The organism is Pseudomonas sp. FSL W5-0299 (genome assembly GCF_005930655.1).
Classification (GTDB): Bacteria; Pseudomonadota; Gammaproteobacteria; order Pseudomonadales; family Pseudomonadaceae; genus Aquipseudomonas; species Aquipseudomonas mandelii.
Map to the genome: position 1 here is coordinate 141354 of NZ_RXHX01000003.1, position 22020 is coordinate 163373.

The 22020-nt window shown below is 58.6% G+C and carries 14 protein-coding genes and 1 pseudogene; 4 read left to right on the forward strand and 11 right to left on the reverse strand.

Going from position 1 to position 22020, the window contains the following annotated elements; all coding sequences use genetic code 11:
* Positions 1–95: 95 nt before the first annotated feature.
* Positions 96–2087 (reverse strand): annotated as a pseudogene (locus tag FHL16_RS06265) (methyl-accepting chemotaxis protein).
* Positions 2088–2477: 390 nt separating this feature from the next.
* On the opposite strand from FHL16_RS06265, the gene FHL16_RS06270 reads away from it, so the two are divergent.
* On the forward strand, positions 2478–3011 hold the full coding sequence (locus FHL16_RS06270; RefSeq protein WP_010460681.1) for a hypothetical protein: 534 nt from the start codon (positions 2478–2480) through the stop codon (positions 3009–3011).
* Between the two features lie 45 nt (positions 3012–3056).
* Here the strand turns inward: FHL16_RS06270 and FHL16_RS06275 are convergent, their stop codons facing one another.
* The gene (locus tag FHL16_RS06275; protein WP_077747752.1) at positions 3057–4052 is read right to left on the reverse strand and encodes an aldo/keto reductase; all 996 of its coding nucleotides are present in this window, start codon (positions 4050–4052) and stop codon (positions 3057–3059) included.
* A 117-nt stretch (positions 4053–4169) separates the two neighbouring features.
* Between FHL16_RS06275 and FHL16_RS06280 the strand changes: the two genes are divergently transcribed.
* Positions 4170–5096: a LysR family transcriptional regulator gene (locus FHL16_RS06280; protein WP_077747753.1), complete on the forward strand. Its 927-nt coding sequence runs from the start codon at positions 4170–4172 to the stop codon at positions 5094–5096.
* Here the strand turns inward: FHL16_RS06280 and FHL16_RS06285 are convergent.
* From FHL16_RS06285 to FHL16_RS34010, 6 genes are all read right to left on the reverse strand, one after another.
* Positions 5085–6020: a GNAT family N-acetyltransferase gene (locus FHL16_RS06285; RefSeq protein WP_010460676.1), complete on the reverse strand. Its 936-nt coding sequence runs from the start codon at positions 6018–6020 to the stop codon at positions 5085–5087. The genes FHL16_RS06280 and FHL16_RS06285 overlap by 12 nt on opposite strands.
* A complete protein-coding gene (locus FHL16_RS06290) occupies positions 6020–7309 on the reverse strand; it encodes an AMP-binding protein (protein ID WP_077747754.1) in 1290 nt (429 codons plus the stop codon). Before FHL16_RS06290 ends, FHL16_RS06285 begins: the two co-directional genes overlap by 1 nt.
* Before the next feature lie 53 nt (positions 7310–7362).
* On the reverse strand, positions 7363–9765 hold the full coding sequence (locus tag FHL16_RS06295; protein WP_077747755.1) for an aldehyde dehydrogenase family protein: 2403 nt from the start codon (positions 9763–9765) through the stop codon (positions 7363–7365).
* A 1-nt stretch (position 9766) separates the two neighbouring features.
* Entirely contained in the window at positions 9767–10897 is a 1131-nt protein-coding gene (locus tag FHL16_RS06300; RefSeq protein ID WP_077747756.1) for a LuxE/PaaK family acyltransferase, read from the reverse strand.
* Positions 10898–10918: 21 nt separating this feature from the next.
* Positions 10919–12157 carry an MdfA family multidrug efflux MFS transporter gene (locus tag FHL16_RS06305; protein WP_077747757.1) on the reverse strand — a complete coding sequence of 413 codons (1239 nt, stop codon included), beginning with the start codon at positions 12155–12157 and terminating at the stop codon, positions 10919–10921.
* Positions 12158–12424: 267 nt separating this feature from the next.
* On the reverse strand, positions 12425–12562 hold the full coding sequence (locus tag FHL16_RS34010) for a hypothetical protein (protein WP_010460667.1): 138 nt from the start codon (positions 12560–12562) through the stop codon (positions 12425–12427).
* A 157-nt stretch (positions 12563–12719) separates the two neighbouring features.
* Between FHL16_RS34010 and FHL16_RS06310 the strand changes: the two genes are divergently transcribed.
* Entirely contained in the window at positions 12720–12908 is a 189-nt protein-coding gene (locus FHL16_RS06310) for a hypothetical protein (RefSeq protein WP_010460665.1), read from the forward strand.
* Positions 12909–12927: 19 nt separating this feature from the next.
* Here FHL16_RS06310 and FHL16_RS06315 read toward each other — a convergent pair whose 3' ends face one another.
* On the reverse strand, positions 12928–13299 hold the full coding sequence (locus FHL16_RS06315; protein ID WP_010460662.1) for a hypothetical protein: 372 nt from the start codon (positions 13297–13299) through the stop codon (positions 12928–12930).
* A 244-nt stretch (positions 13300–13543) separates the two neighbouring features.
* On the opposite strand from FHL16_RS06315, the gene pvdQ reads away from it, so the two are divergent.
* Positions 13544–15889: a bifunctional acylase PvdQ gene (gene pvdQ / locus FHL16_RS06320; protein ID WP_077747758.1), complete on the forward strand. Its 2346-nt coding sequence runs from the start codon at positions 13544–13546 to the stop codon at positions 15887–15889.
* Between the two features lie 54 nt (positions 15890–15943).
* On the opposite strand, the gene FHL16_RS06325 is transcribed toward pvdQ, so the two are convergent.
* Complete coding sequence (locus FHL16_RS06325) at positions 15944–16945, reverse strand: FecR family protein (protein WP_010460659.1); 1002 nt, start codon at positions 16943–16945, stop codon at positions 15944–15946.
* Positions 16946–17041: 96 nt separating this feature from the next.
* Positions 17042–21880 (reverse strand): dermonecrotic toxin domain-containing protein, encoded by a 4839-nt coding sequence (locus FHL16_RS06330; RefSeq protein ID WP_077747759.1) that lies wholly within the window; start codon positions 21878–21880, stop codon positions 17042–17044.
* Positions 21881–22020: the final 140 nt, after the last annotated feature.

The following is a 22020-nucleotide window of genomic DNA, read 5'->3' on the forward strand; positions in this document are numbered from 1 at the left end:
CAAGCTGTCGTGGCGAGGGGGCACGCCCCCTCGCCACAAAGATCCTCACCAGACCCAACTCCCCGGCCCAGGGAGCATGTGTAATTCAGCAGCGATCAACGAACCTTGAATCGCCCCATGATCGAGCTGACACGCGCGTTGGCTTGCAGCAGTTGTTGGGTATTAAGTTCGCTGGCCTGGCCGCTTTTCACCAGCTCATCCACCATGTGACGGATCTGCACCATGCTGCGGTTGATCTCTTCGGTCACCGCGCTTTGCTGCTCGGCGGCGGTGGCGATCTGCGTACTCAGGCTGTTGATGTGGCTGACCGAGCCGGCCATTTCATCCAGGCCCGTGTTGACCCGCGCCGTGGCGTCGGCGGCAGACTGGCAACTGGCCTGGGTATTTTCCATCGCAGTTACAGACGAACTCACGCCTTGGGTCAGGCGCTTGAGCATTTCATTGATTTGCGAAGTGCTGGCTTGCGTGCGGGCGGCGAGGGCGCGGACTTCATCGGCGACGACCGCGAAACCGCGACCTTGCTCACCGGCCCGGGCCGCTTCGATCGCGGCGTTGAGCGCCAGTAAGTTGGTCTGCCCGGCAATCGCGCCAATCACCCCGAGGATTTCGGTGATGCGTTGCGCGTCTTCCTGCATGCTTTCGACTTTATGGGTGGCGCTCGCCACTTCGTCGATCAAGGCGATCACGCTGCTGGACGCTTCACCGACCACGACCCGTGAACGATCGGCGTTCTCGTTGGCGCGCTGGGTGAAGGCCGCCGTTTCAGCGGCATTCTGCGCGACGCTTTCGGCGGTCGAACTCATCTCGGTAATCGCCGTGACCGTCTGATCCGTTTCAGACGCATGGCGCACCAGAATCTGACTGGTGTGGGCGGAAGTCCGCTGCAGGTTGTCCAGACTGGAGGCCATGGCACCGGTGGCCTGGGTGACTTCGCCGATCATGTTCTGCAAATAAATGATGAAGGCGTTGACCGAGTGCCCGATGGCGCCCAGTTCGTCTTCGGCGCGGATAGTGATGCGCTTGGTCAGGTCGGCATCGCCCGCGGACAGGGCATCAATGTTGGCTTTGAGGATTTTCATCCGCTGGATCAGTTGGCGAATCGCATAGATCTGCAGCAACACCAGCAGAATCACCATCGGGATTTGCAGCAGGCTCAAGGTACTGAGCACATCGTCACGCTGGGCGGTGATCAGCGAGGTCGGCAGGGCCGTGGCGAGGAACCACGGGGTGCCTTCGATCGGGCGCATGAAGAAGGTGTTGGCTTCACCGTTGTTGTCGAACTCGACCCGCTGCGACTGATCACGGTTTTGCAGGCCGGCCTTCACTTGACTGGCGAACGGCGAGTTGCCGGCCAGCTAACTGATGTTCTTCAGCACGATTGGCCCACTGATCCGCGAGCTGTTGCTGATGATCTTGCCGTCGGCTTCGACGATCAGCATTTCGGCGCCGAGGTCTTTTTCCTTGCGGGCGATCAAGTCATTGAAGAAGCCCAGCGTCACGTCGATAGTCGAGACGCCATACGCCGCGCCATTTTTCTGAATGGCCATGGCGCAGTTGGTCCGTGGCTCGGCGCTGGCGTCATCTTTATAGGCCGCGGCCCAGGCGCATTGGCCGCGCGGGGTTTGCATGCCGCCCTTGTACCAGGTCTGGTCGTAATAGTTGGGAGCGGCGTCACTGTTCCAGAACGTATTGACCGCCAGCTTGCCCGAGGCGTCGCGGTGCCAGAAGGTGCTGAACTTGTTACGCCCGGCCTCACGCTGGCCGGGTAACGGCCAGATACCGCCTCCGAACACTTTCAACTCGCCGTATTGATCGACCAGGCCTGGCAGCACCGTGTCGATGGCGGCGCTGTCGAGCAACGGAATGGTCTGGGTGATGCTGCGCTGTTGCGCCTGAACCTTGTTCAGTTCGCCCTGGATTTGCTCGGCCACTTCGGCGATGCGGTTGAGGGCCACCTGTTCTTCGGTGTGACGAAGCTTGGGGGCGACCAACTGGCTGATGCCGACCACCGTGAGGACGAACAACAGCAGGATGAACAGGACCAGAAACAGCGTGTAACGAGCCTGGATGGTGCGGAATGCGGGCATGGGACCGGTCCTTGTGCAGCGTTCTTATTGTGGTTTTCGGAATGAAAATCGGCGCTTCGAAGAGCTATCGGCTTGCAAGGGACGAGCTTTAGGTACGAGCGTGCTAGAAAGGGGCAGGGTGACGAGCGGTCAGGGGCCGGACAGTGTCGATGTTGATACAAATAAACTAACCAAGACGTACAAGAGGCTGATTAGTTGGCTAGACCTCTTTTGAAAAGAATGTGTAGACCAATGAAACAAGGCGCTTGGTGCTTTGTATCTAACATGTACAGAAATTGTAAAAACTGGAAAAAAGTTGTTGGTATGGCTAGTTGCCAGGCCGATACTCGGCGGCTCTAAAACTGGACTTAACAAGGAATTTTTTATGGTCACGCAGTCGGGAGTTCATTCATGACTATCGGCTACACAGGGGCCTGGACTCCCAAGGCAGGGTTGCTGGTTCAGGATACGGGCGGGGGCAAACCTGTCACCCACAGCGCCAGGGTCAAGCAGATGCTGGCACTGGTGGGGACCAATCCAAACGCGCTGAACACGGCGAAAATGGATGAGCAGAAAATCCATCGGAACGTGAAAGGCTTTGACCCGGAAAATGTCTCCGCCAAACAGCTGGGCAATCTCAGCGCCTTTTTGCGAGGCAAGGGATTGATCTCCGATATCACGTCGATGACGTTGATGAACGCCGGTGACAAATTCGACCGGTTTGGTATTCAGAAAGACCCGGATGCAAAATTCAATGCGCTGGAGTATTTCGCTACGCAACTGGACACCATCCAGAACAACAGCATCAAGGGCGACAGATACGCCGCCGGCCTGATTCCGGAATACAAGACGGCGATTTATGTGCTGCAGAACCTGCAGGCTTACGGCAAGGGCAACGGTACAACGGTGCCTGCTACCGACGGTGGCGTCAGATCCAAGGCTTGATGTTCGCAGTGCCGGCCCACTCAGACCGAATGGGCCTGCCGTTGGTTACCGATCAAGTAATTTCATGACTTCCTCTGGATAGCGCAAGCCTGCGGTGGCATTGGCCGGGAAAATCGCTTCCAGGGCATGCAAGTCGTGGTCGCTGAGTTTCACCTCCAGTGCGCCAACGTTTTCTTCAAGGTATTTACGCTGTTTGGTCCCGGGAATCGGTATCAGGTAGTCACCTTGCGCCAGCACCCAGGCTAGCGCCAATTGGCCCGCCGTCACCCCTTTGTCGGCTGCCAAGGCTTGTACCTGCTGCACCAGCAACAGGTTTTTCGCGAAATTTTCCCCTTCAAAGCGCGGGCTGAAGCGCCGGTAATCGTCGGCGGCAAAGTCATCCGGGCTTTTCAGTGCCCCCGTCAGAAAGCCACGACCCAATGGGCTGTAAGGGACGAACGCAATGCCCAGACGCTGGCACGCAGCCAGGCAACCGTTCTCTTCCTGGTCACGGCTCCACAGCGAATACTCACTTTGCAGGGCGCTGATCGGATGAACCTTGTGTGCCCGTTCCAGCGTGGCCACTGACGCCTCACTCAAGCCCAGATAACGCACCTTGCCGACTTTGACCAACTCGGCCATGGCGCCGACGGTTTCCTCAATGGCCACCTGCGGATCGATCCGGTGCTGGTAGTACAAATCCAGGGTTTCAACGCCCAGTCGTTTGAGCGTGCCGTCGATAGACGTGCGAATGTAGTCCGGTCGGCCGTTGACGCCCCGGGCGCCGGGATTGGACGGATCGCGGACAATGCCGAACTTGCTGGCCAGGAACACCTGCTCGCGTTTGCCGACGATGGCCTTGCCGATCAACTCTTCGTTGGTGTGCGGGCCGTACATGTCTGCGGTGTCGAGCAGGTTGATCCCCAACTCCAGCGCCCGATGCAGGGTGGCGGTGGCTTCACGGGTATCGACACCGGTCGTATAGAAATCGGTCATGCCCATGCAGCCCAAACCGATGGCAGAAACCTGTGGGCCGTTTTTGCCCAATTGACGTGTTTGCATGAAATGAACTCCCTGTGGTGTAAGCCTCCAGTGTTGACCTCGACAGAAACAAGATAAACCGGCTACAACTGCTATCACTGTTCGCAATTTCTAAATAATCAACCGGATCGCCTGACAATGGACCGTTTTAACGCCATGCGCGTGTTCACCCGAATCGTCGAGCTGGGCGGCTTTGCCAAAGCCGCGGACAGCCTGCAATTGCCCCGCGCGTCGGTGACCATCCTGATCAAGCAACTTGAGGCTCACCTTGGCGTGCAACTGCTGCAACGGACCACGCGGCAGATCAGCCTGACCCTCGACGGCGCAGCCTATTACCCCCGTTGCGTGCGGTTGCTGGCCGATCTGGAGGAAACCGAAGCGGTGTTTTCCGCCGCCCGCCACAACCCCAAAGGCTTGCTGCGAGTGGACATGCCGTCCGGGATCGGGCGCCTGATCGTGATTCCGGCATTGCCGCAGTTCACCCGCCGCTATCCGTTGATCGAACTGGAAATCGGTTTGAATGACCGACCTGTCGACCTGATTCGTGAAGGCGTCGATTGTGTGCTGCGCGGCGGGGCGGCGCTGGATGAGTCACTGGTGGCGCGGCCGCTGGTCATGCTCGACCAGATCACCTGCGCCAGCGCCGAGTACCTGGCGCGCCATGGAACCCCGCACAATCTGGCTGACCTTGAGGGCCATCAGATGGTGGAGTATTTCTCCGGCACCACCGGCAAGCGGTTCGGGCTGGAATTCATGGTCGATGATCAACTCCGGTTGATTGACCTGCCCAAGCACGTGTCGGTCAACAGTGCCGACGGGTACCTGGCTGCTTGTGAGGCGGGTTACGGACTGATCCAGACGCCGTACTACCATGTCGCCCGCCAATTGAAGGAAGGGCGTTTGTGTGAAGTATTGAAAGCGACGCCGCCCCCCGGGATGCCGTTGACGGCGCTCTATCCTCCACACCGCCAGTTGTCCCGGCGGGTGAGGGTGTTTGTCGACTGGCTGGTGGAGCTTTGCGCGCAGCCGGGCAATGAGTTTTACCGAAAAGACTCAAGCGGCTGAGCGAGCGCTGCCCAGTGCTTCGGTGTTTTGCTGCAAATCGTCGTGCAACTGTTGCATGTAGGGGCAATGCAGATTGAGGGACCGAGGCCGCGCCCCTCGATGAAAGAGGGCAAACCATCCATGACTGCCGGGAGCGGGCATCAACCCGGTAAACGAGAAGCCAAGCGTCGTCAAACTGCGCAAGTCTTCGGCGAAGTGTCGCGACAACGCAAGTCGGGTCGAGATCATCCAGTGACCGGGCAATTGCCGGATCTGGTCGAGCAGACGTTTGGTCAGACGGTGAATGACCATGTCGAAGCGGTGATGGTGCTGCTTGATCTGCAAGGGTATCGAAGGTTGTGGGGGCATTTCTGGATGGGTTCCGAACAGCGAACTCAGGTGCTGCATAAACCCCCGGTAGCGTTCGGGCCAGGGAATGTCGGGAAGAGGACGCGCCTGCCCTTCGACCACGTGGCAGCCCATCACAATGGTTTCCGGGTGTGGTTCGGCGAAGGGCGAAGGAACGTAGTCGGGCAGCACTCCCGTGCTGTGGAAACCGATGTTTGCGGCCATGCGTTGCGTGTACGGATGGTGGGTCACTTGCTTGATCAGGACGCTCTTAAAGCCCAGTGCCCCGGCCTGCAACAGTAACTCCCGGCCCAGGCGTGTCGCGATACTTTGCCCCTGCGCCGCGGGATGCACCACGCTGAGAGCCAGTTCCGCGCTCTGCGGGGACGATTCGTGGCATAACGCGGCATGCCCCAGAACGCGTACATCATCCACCGCCAGCATCGATTTCCAGCGACCCTCGGCGGTGTGCTGGCTGATCATGTGCGGCAGGTAAACATCCGGTTGAACGTAATGATCGCCATAAACCTCGCGAAACAACTGGCTCACGGCACGGGCATCGGAAGGGCGGTAGCGTCGAAAAATCAGATGAGACATCACGCAGTCTCCAGCGATGGCGCGTCATAGGGGCGCAAATCCAGGACCCGCATCTGTTTGCCGGAACGAGGGTGAAGCTTCAGGTCGGTGACGTTGCAGGACAGCACTCGCAACTCCAGCAGCCCTTCGCGATTCAGATGATCGAGCGCGGGGTAATGGGCCATAAGCGCTTCATACAATGCCAGGCATCGTGGGGCGGTGGCCACGGCGTTTGCGTCAGGCACCCATGTCACACTGACGATGTCCTTGTAGCCGTCATGTTCGATGCGCAATTGCCATTGGTCGGTGCCAGCAACGCGCTGGACGATCTGTCGCATTTCGTCGATCAACAACGACGCCGACCCCACACGAACCCGCTGACTATGGGCGCTACGCCCCTTGAGGGCGAATTTGCGCATCGGGGTGTTGGCGGGCTCACGCCAGCAGGCGCGGTCGCCTACCGGATAACGCAGCAGCGGCATGAGTTGGCGGGTCAGGTTGGTCACCAGCAATAATCCGGTGTGGTCGCATTGTTCAATGACTTCACCGGTCAGTTCGTCGACGATTTCCAGCAGGGTCTGGGGTTCAAATACCCGATGCTCGCCCAAGGCGCAGTCGCGGCTTGTCGCGCCGATCAGGCCCGCATCGACACTGGCGTAGCCGATTGAGGCGATGCGCACGTTGGGAAATACCTGGGTGAGGATGGCCAACTGCGGGCCGAACAGGCTTTCGCCGCCGTACAGCAACGTATCAACCCCACACAGCACCCGCTGATGCTGATTCAGGTACGCGGCGAATTTCAACAACTGCGCCGGCACACCCACCAGCACGTTGATCCGGTGCTGATCCAGCGCATCCGCCAGGACATCCATGCTGACTTCGCCGGTGAACGGAAACTCACAGATGGACCTTTTGACGTGCGCCAGCGAGTCGTGGATGAACAGAAAACTGGCGTAGAGATCGCCGGAAAAGAACAGGTTGGCGACCCTGTCACCGTCCTTCAGTTGAGAGGAAACACTGTTTCCAAACGTACTGACCAAGGCTTGCCACTCGCGGGTCGAGTAAACCGTCAGTTTGCCCTGACTGGTGGATCCGCCGGTTTTAAACACCAGCGCGTCTTCGATGTTGCCGGTCAGCACAGGCCAATGATTCAGGTCGTTACTGTCAGCCCAATAGTCGGCCACATTGGTCAGCGGCAGGTCTTTTAAAGTAATACCTTCTGCCGGTAAGTGTTGCAGGTGTTTGCGATAGAAGTTTGAGTGTTGCCTTATATAAGGCAAGAGTTGTTCAAGCGAATAAGTTATTTTCACTGGGTTCTCTTTTTTTTATCAGGCGTTGTGAGATTAAAAGACAAACGAGATGTTTAATGTCTGTTGTCGATAACCAACGGCGTTTTTCCGCTGTGTTTGTTTTTGGTGAATTCGGATTCAGCACACTCGTGAACTTCTACCGTGATCAGCGCGGCACTCACGGCATTGGTCAGTGCGGCGTGGGTCAATAACTTTTCATACGCCTTTTCGGCCTCCAGGTTCACTAAAACCTTCAACCGCTCGCTGCCATCGCAGGCGTGGTCCAGCACAAGTTGAACGGGCAGGCCGAGGCTGTCCTGCAGCGCCGACGGTGAAATGAATTCCGTGCCCATCCGTATCAGCTTGCCGTGGCGCTGCAGCAATTCGAATCGCGGTGAGTCGAGCCCGCAAGGGCAGGCTCCGGATATCCAGCGACCGGTGTCCCCCACGTCATACCGGCGCACGGCCTGGCCTTGCCGGGCCCGAGAGGTGAACAGCAGCCGGCCGATCTCATCGGCTTGCACCGGAGAATCGTGTTCGAGATGCACGATTTCCAGATGCTGGGTATCGCACATCAAATGAAAGACGCCGTCTGCCGTTGCCGAGCAGGCATGCCCCAGCGGACCGGCATCGACCGAGCCATAAATCGCGGAGCGAATCGTCGAGACTCCGCAGCTTTCCATCAGGCGCAGGCTGGCCTGGCCAGGGTGCTCGCCGCCGAGGAACACTTTGCTGATGCCCGAGTACGCGCGAAGCTGGCTTTGTTCGTTGAAAAACAAGCGATGTAACGTACTCGGCATGCCGATCAGCACGGTGATGCGATGATCCACGATCATTCGGGCCATTTCGCTGAAGTCATCATCGTGCGGCGCCCCCATGGGGAAATGTGTAACGCCCATCAATTCCAGAACCTTGGTGAAGCTGGAGAATCCCCCATACAGGCTCCCGCCGTAAAACAGGTTCATCACCCGATCCGTTGACGGGTCGAGACCGGCGGCGAACAGGCCGTCTGCCGCCGCGCGCATCTGCCGTTGAAAGTCCTGATAGCTGAACCCGGCCAGGGCTGGTGTGCCGCTGCTGCCCCCAGAGCGGAAAAACAGCTGGGCCATGGCGTTGATCGGCTGGGTCATGAATGTGTTTTTGTCCATGATCGGCTCATGGCGTGTATCCGCAGCGGTTGGCAGCGCGTCGAGTGTTGCCCGGCCAGGCACGGCCTCAGGCGACAGACTCACCGAGAGGCGGCGACTGAAGCGCGACAGCGCGTAGACGCCGTCATGGGGTTCCCCAGGGTAGCCGTCATGAATCAGCCCGCACGGGGCAATACGCGTAACGCCGGCATTGACCAGCGAGCACACCAACCCGGGTGTATGCACCGCAGAACACATCAACACGCAGCTTTGCAGGACGGTGCGCCAAGGCAATAGCGTCTCGGCGATCAAGTGTTGCGGCACCGGTTTGAGCAGCAGTGTACGAAACAGCGGCGAGGGCGCGAGCGTCTGATGGTGATCCCAGATGACCCTCCATCCCGGGCCGGTCCAGACCTGACCAGTCTGCTGCGCAAAGCAGTGCTCCAGCCTCGCCATCGCGGTACGGGTGGTGATTTCCGAAGCCTCCTGGTCGGTAGGAACCAGCGCCGGCCAATGTGAGGAACGACGTGTAAAGGCTTTGGCCAGACGTTCACCCAGGTCCAGCAAAATCGCCGGATCGTTGCTGTCTACCAGCAGCCATTGCGGGCTGGAGCAAGCTTGCTGATCCAGACTGCACACTTCATCCACCAGCGCGTCCAGCGCCGAATCGCTCGCCGCCTCGGGCGACAGATAAGCGAAGCTGATCCTGTGGCCCCAATCGATCCAGCGACACCCGGCCGGGATCTGCTGACGAATCGCTTTTAGCGCGTTTTCACCACCCCAGGCGGCGACGCCATCGGCGCGGGTGCAGAGTTGCGCTATCTGAGCCGTGCTGACCGGCAGCACCGCGATGAAATCAGCCAACTGGCCACTGGTGTCGCAATGCACCAGCGCGGCGAGTAACCGGGCGGTCAATCCTTGATCGCTGGAGCTGGGGCGCAGCCAGTTGATGTTGCCGGCCAACAGGCTTTCCAGGACCGCGCAGAACGCCAGCATCGGCGCATTGCCCGGCGTGATGTGCACCACCAGCCCCAGCGGATGCCAGCTTTCAAAACAGGCTTGCCGGTAATCAATACGCCGTAACGAACGCGGTTGCACACCCAACTCACGTTCAAGCTTGGTGGTGAGGTGGCTGCGTTGGCAGAAGTCGACAAGCCCCAATCGTTGATCGTTGTCGAGGGGCACATCCAGTCGGCCAGCTTGCAATTGCAGGGCAAATCGGGCCGCTGCGTCGATGACGGTGTCGCTGTCGATCGGTGCATTCAACCGCTGTGGCAATTGTGGATACAGTTGATCGAGGGCTGTCTCGAGGGTGATATCGTCCCGCAGTTCACCATTGATCAAGTACATGTCAGGCTCCTTCAATCAGTTCAGACGCGGCCATTGCGCAGCTTCGGCTGGCGGTCGTGCCGGCGCGTCCATGCAGTTCAAACCAGTCGGTCTGCAAGCCGCATCCGCAGCTGGCAGCGGGGTGCAGCGTCGCCAGGTCGCCCATGACAACGGCGTGCGCGGGGCTGGACGAAATGTACGGCGACACGAACTCCAACAAGCCGCGCTGACCGTAGGGTTGAACAGTGAAACTGGATGGGTTGCGCACGAAGACCTTCGAATACACCGGCACATGGAAATGCTGCCGAGCACACTGGATGTAGGGCACGGCATGCTCGACAGCGCCGTAACCGTCCCGGCAGCGGGACAGGTCGATGCCCAATTGGCGGTGGATGCGTTGATACAACTGCGATAAAGGAATTTCCTGTGCGGCCTGGGTTTTCCAACCACCCCCGAGAAACACCAGGGACTCGGCCGCTAGCTTCAGATCCGCGACGCCGGTGTCTTCCATGTGCTGCAACGCGTGGGAGAGGAACGCCGGGAAGCCGAGAATGCGCACCGGCAATCCTTCTTCGGCGAATTCCTGCAAGGCGCGGATCACCCCAAAAACATCGAACGCGTGACCGTTGCCCGTCAGGCGCAATCCATAAGCGATGCGGTTGACCGGCGCATAGCTGCACAGAAAGTGGTCGGTGTAGGCAGTGCCCAAGGTGATCGCAGCCTTGGGTTCATAGCTCAGTAGCAAGTAGTTGCAGGGACTGTCCGGAGTGTCCCAGCCGTAATGGCGAAAAATGTGGCTCACCATGCCCTGGGCGGCCGCCATGCTGCGCTGGTCATAGCGCAGGCGACTTTTCTGGCCGCTGGTGCCGGACGATGTCAGCTCCAGCGCGCCTTCGCCCGTAGGGCCGAACAACAGGTGACGTTTGAAATAGTGAGCGAAAATCGGAGGTAGTCTTGACCAGTCATCCAATGTCGCCAGGTCTTGAGCGACCAGCCCGTTGCTGTTGAGCCAGCGCTCATAGCCTGGCGTGTGGTGACAATGAAACAGGCTGATTTCCCCCATGGCCCGGTCGAACAGGCCTTCAGGCACGGAATCCAGGCAATAGGGTTGCGTTAACGCGCAAAGCGCATCGGTGTGGGGTAAATGGATCATCAAAGGACCTTTCGGGTGGAGTCAGGCAGCAAGCGGGAGGTGAGAACGCCGCAGAAAAAGGCGCAAGGGCAGCAGGCACATGAGCCCTGCAATAGCCGCCATCAGGGCGAAGGATTCGTGGTTGTCACCGGCACCGGCCGCCGCAATCAGCGAGCCGCCGCCCATGACGGCGATCGAGATCATGCCGATCATGGCCGAGACCAGGCCTTTGCTGTCGTCGCTTGAAAACAGCGCGAGCCGGTACAGGGCGGCGTTGCTCATGCCAAGGCCGATGGCATAAACGGCCAGGGCGCTGATGAGCAAAGGCGTAGACGCCCCGTAGAAACTGCTGGCGAGCAAGGTGAGGAGTCCGCCGCAAAACGGCCACAACGCGTATCGAATCAGTTGCGGCAATTCAGTGTCGGCGATCAATCGATTGAGTATCAGGTTGCCGAGAATGACGGCCGCAAACACCGGGATCTGCCACAGGCCGTACTGCAAGGGTGAAAGTCCCTGATTGTGAATCAGCAGGAGCGGGGCCAGCCCGATCCACGCAATCAAGGGCAGGCTCATGACCCCCAGCGCGACCGAGGCGCTGAGGAATCGCGGGTTGCCGAGCAACGCGGCATAACGGCGCACGGTGCCGCGCCATTCGAACGGCACCGCCGCCAGTCGCTGACCGTCATGACGCGAGGTACCCACGGTTTCCGGCATGAACAGGTAAAGCCCGAGCCAGACCAACAGGCCGCCGATACCCAGCAGTAAAAACAGCTGCCGCCAGGACAACCACTCCAGCAGCAGGCTGCCGAGCAAAGGCCCCAGCAGCGGAGAGAGCAATGCAACGTTGCCCAGCAACGCCATGATTTTTACTGCGTCGGCTTCGCAGAACACTTCTTGCAAGGCTGGATAGCTGACCGCGATGACAAATCCCAGCCCCATGCCCTGAATCACCCGCAAGCCGTTGAACGCATAAATGCTGTGCACGCTGAACGCGGCGGCACAGGACAGGGCGAATAAACCGCAACCGATGAGCAACATCGGTCGGCGACCGAACTGATCCGACAGCGGACCAATAAGCCATTGCAGAAGAATGCCGCCCGCCAGATAAAGATTGAAGGCGTAGGGGACATGTCTCCCGCTGGCATTCAGATCATGAGTGACGGTCAACATGGCGGGCATGATCATGTCGCTGGCCATATACGTCAGAAGTTCAAAAAAAGTAATGGCAAGGCAAAAGCCGAACACCTGATAGGGGCTAATATTTATGAGCGGTTTGTGCATGGCATCCCTGTTCTTCTTCGTGAAGTTAAATAGTGGGTCTTATTGCGATGCGCCAAGATTAATCAAGCGGGTATGAATACCTCAAACGGACTATTAAGACTGAAAGCTTCAATAGTTTTCGCCAGGTTTCGATGGGGGGAGGGCAGTAAAAAAAGAAGGGAAAGTGTATGTACGAAAAATGCCCGCAACGGGGCGGGCATTGGTTCAGCAATCACGGAATATCCACTTTTCTTACAAGCGGGTGTTCAATTACTTACGCGTCATACGTTATCGATGCTGGTAATAACCCGGTCCACCGCGATCGTAATGGTGGTCGCCGTGCCGGCCACCGTGGGGGAAAACGATGCAGCCGCTCAGCATCAGCAGCGCGAGCAGGGGAATCAGCCGTGTGATTCGACGGAACATTTGAAAATCCTCATGGTTATCGCCGTAATAAAGCCAAATCTCTTCATCGGCTGTAACATGAGACCCCGTTTGCAGCGTCCCATTCCTGCACAAAGGTAGGGGCTTGGCATGCTTTCGGATACAAACCGGACACATTTTTCAGGTTCAGGAATTCGCAATGACTCAGTCGCAACGTTTGAAATACTCGATTCTGATCTCCCTGGTGGTGTTGGGGATCATGTTCGGCCTTTCGTATCTGCAAAACGCAGGCGTCATCAGCGAGAAGCTGTTTCAGTACATCGCCATCGGCGTCGCGGTGATCGTGGTGGTGGTCAATGGTGTGATGCGTCGCAAGGTCAAGCCTTGAGCGACGCACCTTGACCTGATCAGTCGCGATGGAGCATGGCTACAGCGTGCGGATGCAGGCTGTAGCTTTTGTCGGCATTGAGGGTGATCACGCCTTCGCTGCACAAGCGTTTCAACACTTCTCGCACACTCAGAAAGGACAGGGGAATATCCAGGTCCAGCAAATGGCCGTGCACGCCTCGCACGCCCAGGCTGCGCTCGCTTTCGGCGGCGGTCAGCAAGGCGTCGATGACCTTGAGGCGAATCAGGCTGGTTCGCAGGCCGAAGCTTTTGAGCAGCAATCTGATCCGCTCGTTACCATTACGCTCGCCTCGTTGACTGAAGACCCCGGAGTCCATGGCTGAACGCTTGGGCGCGTGACTACCGTCCGTTGGCAGTTGCGAGTTGTACATGCAAAAACTCCTTTTCCGAGCCGGCCAGGAAATGTGATGGGTGCTCTCATTCAATAAGACGTATGAGCACGGCAAATAATGAAGGATCGAATGTAGAAAATTCGTCACCGTCACGTCAGCGTCCTGTGAGCAGGCTGGTTAAAGCGCCTTTCAGGGCCTAAATTTTTGTCGTGGGTTTCGTTCCTAGGGGAAGGCGCGATGCGTGTTTGACGCAGGGTGTTTGTCTTTTCGATCAGGAGCGAGCGTGATTATTTCCAGGCAATTTACCAGGTTGAGCCTTGCGGGCATGTTGGTAGGGCTGAGTCTTGCGGCAAATGCACGCAATGCGCCGGAGCAGGCCAGCGCCGACATTCGCCGCACCAGTTTTGGTGTGCCGCATATTCGTGCCGAAGACGAGCGTGGACTCGGTTATGGCATCGGTTACGCCTATGCGCAGGACAATCTGTGCTTGCTGGCCAATGAGATTGTCACCGTCAATGGCGAGCGCTCACGCTATTTCGGCCCGGATCAGCTGACGGTCGAGGAGCGCGAGAACCAGGTCAGCGACCTGTTCTTCACCTGGCTCAATACCCCAGAAGCCGTCGCCGGGTTCTGGAAGGCGCAAACTCAGCCAGTGCGTGATCTGGTCGACGGTTATGTGGCCGGATACAACCGCTCGCTGACCGAGCGTCGTGAACAGGGTTTGCCGCAGCAGTGCCAGGGCGAATGGGTGCGCGACATCACCTCGCAGGACCTGGTCAAGTTGACCCGCCGCCTGTTGGTCGAAGGTGGAGCAGGGCAGTTCGCCGAAGCGTTGGCGGGGGCGACGCCACCCAAGGCCGTTGCTCAGGCCGCGGGCGAAGGGGCGTCATTTCAGCTGGCGGCCACGCGCATGCAGCGGTTCGCGCTGGATCGCGGCAGCAACGCGGTGGCGGTCGGCAGCGAACGTTCGTTCAACGGCCGTGGGATGTTGCTGGCCAACCCGCATTTCCCGTGGATTGGCGGGATGCGCTTCTACCAGATGCACCTGACCATTCCCGGCAAGCTGGACGTGATGGGCGCGGCGTTGCCGGGGTTGCCGATGATCAATATCGGTTTCAACCAACACCTGGCGTGGACCCATACGGTGGACACGTCCAAGCACTTCACCCTGTATCGCCTGCAACTTGATCCCAAGGATTCGACCCGTTATCTGCTCGACGGCCAGTCACTGCCGATGAACAAGCAGACCGTGACGGTGAACGTGAAACAGCCCGACGGCCAGACCAAAGCGGTGTCCCATGTGGTCTACAGCTCGCAGTTCGGTCCGATCGTGCAGTGGCCCGGAAAACTCGACTGGGACAATCAGTACGCCTACAGCCTGCGCGATGCCAACCTGGAAAACGACCGGGTGTTGCAGCAGTGGTACGCCATGAACCAGGCCTCCAGCCTCAAGGATCTACAGACCTCGGTCCACAAGATTCAGGGTATCCCGTGGGTCAATACCCTGGCGGTGGATGATCAGGGGCAGACGCTGTACATGAACCTGTCGGTGGTGCCGAACGTCAGTGCCGACAAACTCGCCAAGTGCAGCGACCCGCGCGTCGGGTTGCAGTTGATCGTGCTCGATGGTTCAAACAGCGCCTGTGCCTGGGACATCGACCCGAACGCCGCGCAAAAAGGCATTTATGCGGCGGACAAGTTGCCGCAACTGCAACGCAGGGACTACGTCCAACACTCCAACGATTCGGCGTGGATGGCCAACCCGGCGCAACCGCTCACCGGTTTCTCGCCCCTGATCAGTCAGGAAGGCCAGCCGCTGGGGCTGCGCTCGCGGTTCGCTCTGGACCGGTTGAGCACGCTGAGCAAGGCCGGTCCGGTCTCGGCGGCGGATCTGCAACGGATGGTGATGGACGATCAGGTGTACCAGGCCGGGCAAGTGATGCCGGACCTGCTGCAATTTTGCGCCAACGATCTGGGTGCCGATGCAGCAACGCTCGCTCCGATGTGCGCGAGCCTGAAGACCTGGGACCGCAGTGCGAATCTGGACAGCGGACTCGGCTTTGTACACTTCCAGAATGTCATGGAACCGTTGCAGCAAGTCCCGGATATCTGGCGAGTGGCGTTCGACCCGAAAGATCCGCAGCACACGCCCCGTGGCCTGGCGCTCGATAATTCGCAGGTCACCCAGGCGATTCGCGAGGCGATGCTGGCGTCGGTGGAACAGGTGGAAAAACTGGGGCTCAAGGATGACAGCCGTTGGGGTGATATTCAGGTGGTCAGCAGCGGTGGGCAACAGACGCCGATCCACGGCGGCCCAGGCACGCTTGGCGTGTACAACGCCATCCAGAGTGTTCCGAGAACCGACGGCAAACTTGAAGTCATCAGCGGCACCAGCTATTTGCAAGTGGTGACCTTTGATGACAAGGGGCCGCACGCCCAAGGCCTGCTGGCTTTCTCGTTGTCCAGCGACCCGACGTCGAAGTACTCACGGGATCAGACCGTTGCCTTTTCGAAGAAGCAGTTGAGCCCGCTGCCGTTTACCGAGCAGCAGATAACCTCAGATCCGCAGTATCAGGCGCAGACGATCCGCGAGCAGGATGAAAAAGCCGGGAAGGTCGCCGCTCAGTAAGAGGGCGATTCAAGCAGTAAAAAAGGCCACACCCCCTTGAGGGTTGCGGCCTTTTCAGCTTTTAGGGGTTTGTTGCGGGATCGAATTGAGTACCGGATTACCTTCCTTGTTACGGGTCAGGTAGACCGGCAGCACCTTGGGCAGGGACGCCACCAGGTTGTTCAATTCCTTGATGTTGTAGATGCCACCCAGGCGAATCGTGCCGGTGCTGTGGTCAGCGACCATGACCGGTTTGCTCAGGTAACGGTTGATCAACGGCAGGGCATCGTTCAGCGCCAGATCATCGATCACCAGTTTGCCACTGCGCCACGCCAGGGAATTGTCGTTGGGGTAGGTCTGATTGATCTGCGGCGTGAAGTCGCCGTGTTTATAACGCGCCTGCATCGCCGGCCCCAGGCGCAAGCCATCCCCCGGAAGGTCATCGTTGCTGCTCACCAGCACCGAGCCTTCAATCAGGTTCACGCGTACCTGATCCTCGTACATCCAGACGTTGAACTTGGTCCCGGTGACGCGAATCCTGCCGTCCGCTGCCCTGACAACAAAAGGGTGAGCCAGATCGTGGCTGACGCTGAAGAAGGCCTCGCCTTTTTCCAGCGTGACCCGGCGCTGATCCTTGTAGTTGCTGAAGATCAGTTCGCTGCCGAGGTTCAGCTCCACTTGGCTGCCATCGCTCAGGGTGACCTGACGGACCGTGTCACTCGCTTCGAAATGCTGATACGAATTCGGTAGCCAGCCCATGTTCCAGCCGCTGTACGCCGCCAGCGGCAACGCCAAGGCGCACACGGCGGCGGCGATGCCGACCGTGCGCCAAGGAGCGGCCTGTTTGAAGCGAGCTACCGATGTAACGGCTTCGGGACGCGGCAAATCCCCCGCGACTTCCCAGATCTCGAGCATGGCTTCGTACTCGAACGCATGCAGCGGATGAACATCACGCCAATGTTCGAAGGCGATCCGCTCTTCGGCGGTGCAGTCGACGGCGTGCAGACGCATGCACCAGTGCGCAGCGGCATCGGTGATGGCGTCATATTCGGCTTGCGAGAGAGAATTGTCGGTCATTGACTCATCCTGATTTCGTGCATTCTAACCTTGAGGGGAAGTCTGCGAGAACAGCCGTCATGGCAATTAACCATCAAATGAGAATTATTTTTGACATCAGGGCGTACTGACGTGCAGTTCACGGCCCAGATGACTGACCAGCCAGGCCACACTGTCGGCGTTGCCCAACTGTACGGTCAGCCTGACCAGCGGGTTTTTCTTGAACGTTTCGCGGGCTCCGCTGAGGTTTTCTGCGCCAGTCAACGCCAGGATATGGTCCTTCACCCGATCGGATTCCTTGTCGGAGTTACTGCCCAGATCTTCCCACACACCGGTATCAGGATCTTGGGTCATGAACAGCCGGGTATAAGGGGTCTGGATCGAAAGCGCCGTTTTCTGCACGTGGGTCAACGCACGTTTGAGCTCTGTGGCCAGCGGGGTGGCTGTTCCAATCAAGTCAGTGAACGGCCTGCCGGGATCGAGATAGGAAATGTCCTCGGTTTGACAGGCCATGTGCGACAACTCATGTATCAACGTCACCGCCCGTGCATGGGTGTCGATCGGGAAGGCCGCGTCGGTCAGGTGTTGACGGTAGTGATCGAATCTAAGGTCGAAGAATCTTTCTGCAAGGTGGATTCTGCGGTTTTTGTCTTTGGCGACAATGAAGGCAAACGTGTTTTGGGCGTCTTCGGTCAGCCTGCCGACGGCAAAACGACTGGACTTCGGTTTTCTCAGTGACGGCTCCAGCAACGCTGCGAAAACGTCGCCAATGACTTTTTCAAGCTGCTCGACATGTGCGGGCAGCACATGCTGCACACCGAGGAAATCCATGATGAGCTGATGCACGGGCGTGACGGTCTCGTCGGAGGATTTGAGTTGTTGCAGGTTTCGGTAGCTGTTCCAGGCGTAGGTCGTTGCCAGGTCCAGCGCTTCGTCAATCTGACGGGCCTTCTGTGGAAACAATCGTCGGATACGGGACATGCCCGAGGCATCGACGTTCATGCCATCAAACACCGATCTCGCGGTCTCCAGGCGTCCGAACAGACTGAAGCGAGGCACCGACTCTCGTCCATCAAGCAACCATTGCTTCGATTCGTTCTGGCGCAGATGAGGGCCCAGCTCGCGTGTGTCGCCGATGCGCCAGCGGCTGCCGCGCTTGATGACCGGATACACCTTTCCTTCAACCGGCCCGTAGTGCTGTTTTGTCGTTGGGTGGGTGTAGAGCCCAAGCGTGGCGTCTGAAGTCAGCGAACCCAGATCGACGTTGATGCTTTCGTGGCGCGCGAGTTTCGTGCGTTCGGGTCCCGTGACATCGATATCCTGCCATTTGAGCCGGGTATCGGGTTTTTCCGGTGCCGGTAGGGCCGGTGCCGACGACAGCAGCGTTGAATCCCCCAGTGTCTGGCGCAGCGTGGAAAGTTCGGCCACGCCGCTGATGAACGCTTTTACGGCGGCTCCCCACCGATGGGTTTGCAGGTCTTCGGCAGATTGCTTGATGTCGCGGTAACTGCGCCACACCGTCTCCGGGTAGGCGAGCTTGCCCATGAAAAATGTATAGGCCTCGTGCAGGTCTTCGCCCAGCACATGCTTGATGGTTGCCCATTCGCCTTGTTTTCGCTCATCGGACTGGCAACCGAGCAATCGGCCCAGCAAGGCGACGTTGTCATTGAGCAGGTGTTTGAACAGGTTCCCCTTGATCGGATGGGAAGCCAGCGTGGTGATGTTCGACGACGTGGCTCTGGCAACGCGGTGATGGGGGGTCGCCATCCGGGTTTCCAGCAGCGTCCGGTCAGGGTTCTGCAGATTCAGGAGTAGCCAGTCGAGCAGCGGTCCGCGGGTCTTCAGTTCTGTCAGCAGCTGGGCTTCGTTTTCATATTCTTTCACCCCGTGCCCAGGGCTGTGAGGCGCAATCAGCACCTGCGCTCCAGTGCGATCCGCCGTCGAGCCGATCAGATAGACACCGGGCACTTTGATCGATTGGGCCTGCCTGATACCCAGGAACTCAAGCGGACGGATGATTGCGTGGGCACCGTCGACCGCCGCGCGGGCGAGGGCGTCGGGCATGTCCATGACTTGCCGGATCAGATCAAACCCGGTCTCGCTCAGGCGCTCCTGAAGTTTTTCCGCGTGGGCGTAATGCATTAATTGCCAGGGCAATTGTGTGTAGAAGCGCTTGCGGCGCTCTGCGTTTGCCGGGGTGTCGGCCAGGGCGTCGTTCACTATTTTCTGTTGATGGTCGCCAGGTTTCAGGTTGCGGATCAGCTCTTTGATGTAGCGCTCGTTCATCCCCTCGGGAATCACGGTGCTATCAAGCGATACCAGTTTGAAATGGAGTGGGTCCAGCGACTTGAGATGAGTCAAGGCAAAGTCGGTCAGGGTTTGGGTGTGGGCCGTGGATGTCGGGCGGGCGTTGATTTGCACCCGGACAGTGTCAGGGTCGATGTTGAAGCCGTCCGCCTTGAGTTGTTTCTCAAGGCCATGGTGCGCCGTGCGTTGCAGTGACCGCAGGCCGGTCAGGTAATCCTGGTCGTCTTTCACATTATCGACGTATTGCTGAAGCAGCTCGGCATGCACAATCAGCTCTCTGACGGATGCCTGGGCCAGCCATGCCGGCAGTTTTTGCCGGGTGGTCAGGGATTGTGCAATGTCCATCGGACGGTCAAGCCCTGTCATCGGTTTACGCAGCGAGACAAGATCCAGGAGATGGGTCAGTGGCGTTGCGGAGAGTTTTGTTGCCAGCGCATCGGTCAGGCACGGCTCATCGAGGTGCACATAAGGTTTTTGCAGGTAATCAAGAAAATGCCCATAGACCCGCTGCAGAGGCGCCAACGTGTAAGTCCGGCCAGGCAAACGCTCGCTGCGACCAAGGTTCTCCAGCAGCATTGAGCGATGGTTGACGTCGGCGAGGCGTCGACCGAGTTCGGTCAGCAACGGCGTCAGCCCTTTGAACGCTTCAAACCCCAACGCAGGCGTCCACACAATCGCCTTGCCCGAATGCACCGGATCCTGGCCGCCTCGTTCAGTCAGGACAAAACAGCTGGCCAGCTTCAACGGATCCGTTGCATCGCCGGCCTTCAGCGCCAGGGAAAACACGTCCGGGAGAAAGCCGTTCAATGCCGCTCGCTGCAGGTGTATCGGGCTGTCGAGCACGGTTTTGATGATTGCCTGCTCCGTTGTACTCAAGGTGCGGGTGACGGCACGCAGCTTCAGTTCACTGCGCAATGCCGTTGACAACGTATGAGAAAACGTCGATTGCAAGCTGGCCACGGAGCCACTCAGGACGCGCTCAGCGTCAGTGATCGAGCGGGTTGCCGTGGAGATGGCCGGGTGTTTATCCAGAAGTTGATCGAGCGCCTGTTCGACGGAATCGAGCCGCGACAACTCCTCCTTGGCCGACTCGGCGCGGACGGTGGCCGGTTGCGCGCCAAGGCGCCGGTCCACGCGTGTACTCCAGCGTCCTGAAGGGTCGGAGGCCAGCAGACGGTCATCGATCAATCCCCGGACATCCAGTGCACTGTCGAGCAAGGCATGGGGGTCGAGCGTACCTTCACTTTCGCGCAAGCGGCTCAGCGCATGAGACAGGTTGTCCCGTTGCTTGCCGAGGATGTCGGCCATCAAGTGATTGAACACCGGACCAACGATCGGTTTGCCCTCAATCAGACGCTCAACCGGCTCCAAAGCAAGAAAGGTGGCGCGTTCGTCCAGCGACATGAAGTTGAGCAAGGTGTCTTCATGCCCTTCGGTTTTCATCATCTCCAGCACGATGTTTTTGACTGCCGGCAGATTGTTCGTCGCTTCGATGCCTCGGGAAGGGGAGTACAGAAAACCCAGGGTGTTGGTGCCTCCGATCATCAAGGTCGAGGCCAGCTCCGCAAAATGCCTGAAGGGTGCGGTCACCCGTATTTTCTCGATGCGAAGAGGGTCGTGCGCGTCAGGCGGGAGGCTGACGTTCATCAGTCGCAGGTATTCCTGCGTGGTCAAACCACCGTTCTGGCGCTGGTGCAGCAGTTTCAGGTGAAAGGTGTCACGCAGGCCCTCGGTGAAAAACGCCAAGCGTGAAAGGCCTGTGCTCATGGATGTGTTCCAGAACAAGGCGAGCAGGCTGTGCAAGTGCGGCGTGAAGCTCTGCGCGATTTCTTTCACCGCGCTTTCCCACGTCAGGTTATCCGCGTCGTTGCTGACGCTGTGCTCGGGATTGGCGAAGACTCTTGAATCGCCGGTGGGCCACTGGTTGGTCAGATAGAAGTGCAGAAGTGCATCGCTCAAAGGGATCGAGGAAATGGTGTGCAGGTCTTCGTTGCCGTCGAAGGCTGAAACGGTCTTCACGAAACTCTTGAGCCGGGTCAGACGCTGGTCCAGCGCGGGAAATGCCTTGTGCAACGCGTGCTTGAGGGTGTCATCGAGCATCGATTGCAGGGTTGGCGTCTTCAGCAGCTCAGCCTTCATCGCTTTGATGTTCTGTTCCTGATTGTGATCGAGGGTCAGTTGCTGATCCTGGAACACCGCGCCTTCGATGTCTTTCGTGGCAATGTCGGGAACGGTGGCGGCGGGTAAAGCGCTGCGTTGTTCGATGGAGAGAAAGCGCAACAGCTCGCGTTTGCCTGTGGCCTGCGTCAGCCATTCCTTGAGTTTGCTTTTGAGGTCGGCCAAATCGGCAAACTTGATCAAGCCTTTCCACGGTGTGTAAAGGATGACCTCTCCATTTTCGGGCCGGCTCAGGGCAAAGGCTCCGGCCAATGGAATGTCTGTTTTGCCGGTTACTTTCAACAACAGTCGGCAGGCCTGCATGGGCTCTTTTTGCGCGACGCGGGCAGCGTGGGTGGCCAAATACACGTGCTTCAGCCATTTCAGGTCGTCGAGGGTGAAATTCAGCGTGTTTTCGCGCTCACCGGGTTGTCTGGCATTGGATGCGCGTTCAGCCTCGTCGAAAAAATAGGGCTCAGCGGGGGTGGTCATGGATGTTCCTCATTGGCTGCGATCAGTGGCCATCGCAGGCTATTGGTTGAGGAAAAACATTAAGGTCAGCGGAGTGCTTCGGTGCGGTACATATTGCTTGAGCCGATCAGGTGCTCGAGACTTGACAGGACGCCGGTACA

Excerpts from the sequence above, each read along its gene's own strand:
- FHL16_RS06270 (WP_010460681.1), top strand. The coding sequence starts at position 2,478 with ATGACTATCGGCTACACAGGGGCCTGGACTCCCAAGGCAGGGTTGCTG.
- FHL16_RS06295 (WP_077747755.1), bottom strand. The coding sequence starts at position 9,765 with ATGTACTTGATCAATGGTGAACTGCGGGACGATATCACCCTCGAGACA.
- FHL16_RS06280 (WP_077747753.1), top strand. The coding sequence starts at position 4,170 with ATGGACCGTTTTAACGCCATGCGCGTGTTCACCCGAATCGTCGAGCTG.
- FHL16_RS06325 (WP_010460659.1), bottom strand. The coding sequence starts at position 16,945 with ATGACCGACAATTCTCTCTCGCAAGCCGAATATGACGCCATCACCGAT.
- FHL16_RS06300 (WP_077747756.1), bottom strand. The coding sequence starts at position 10,897 with ATGATCCATTTACCCCACACCGATGCGCTTTGCGCGTTAACGCAACCC.
- FHL16_RS06315 (WP_010460662.1), bottom strand. The coding sequence starts at position 13,299 with ATGTACAACTCGCAACTGCCAACGGACGGTAGTCACGCGCCCAAGCGT.
- FHL16_RS06275 (WP_077747752.1), bottom strand. The coding sequence starts at position 4,052 with ATGCAAACACGTCAATTGGGCAAAAACGGCCCACAGGTTTCTGCCATC.
- FHL16_RS06305 (WP_077747757.1), bottom strand. The coding sequence starts at position 12,157 with ATGCACAAACCGCTCATAAATATTAGCCCCTATCAGGTGTTCGGCTTT.
- FHL16_RS06330 (WP_077747759.1), bottom strand. The coding sequence starts at position 21,880 with ATGACCACCCCCGCTGAGCCCTATTTTTTCGACGAGGCTGAACGCGCA.
- FHL16_RS34010 (WP_010460667.1), bottom strand. The coding sequence starts at position 12,562 with ATGTTCCGTCGAATCACACGGCTGATTCCCCTGCTCGCGCTGCTGATG.
- FHL16_RS06285 (WP_010460676.1), bottom strand. The coding sequence starts at position 6,020 with ATGTCTCATCTGATTTTTCGACGCTACCGCCCTTCCGATGCCCGTGCC.
- FHL16_RS06310 (WP_010460665.1), top strand. The coding sequence starts at position 12,720 with ATGACTCAGTCGCAACGTTTGAAATACTCGATTCTGATCTCCCTGGTG.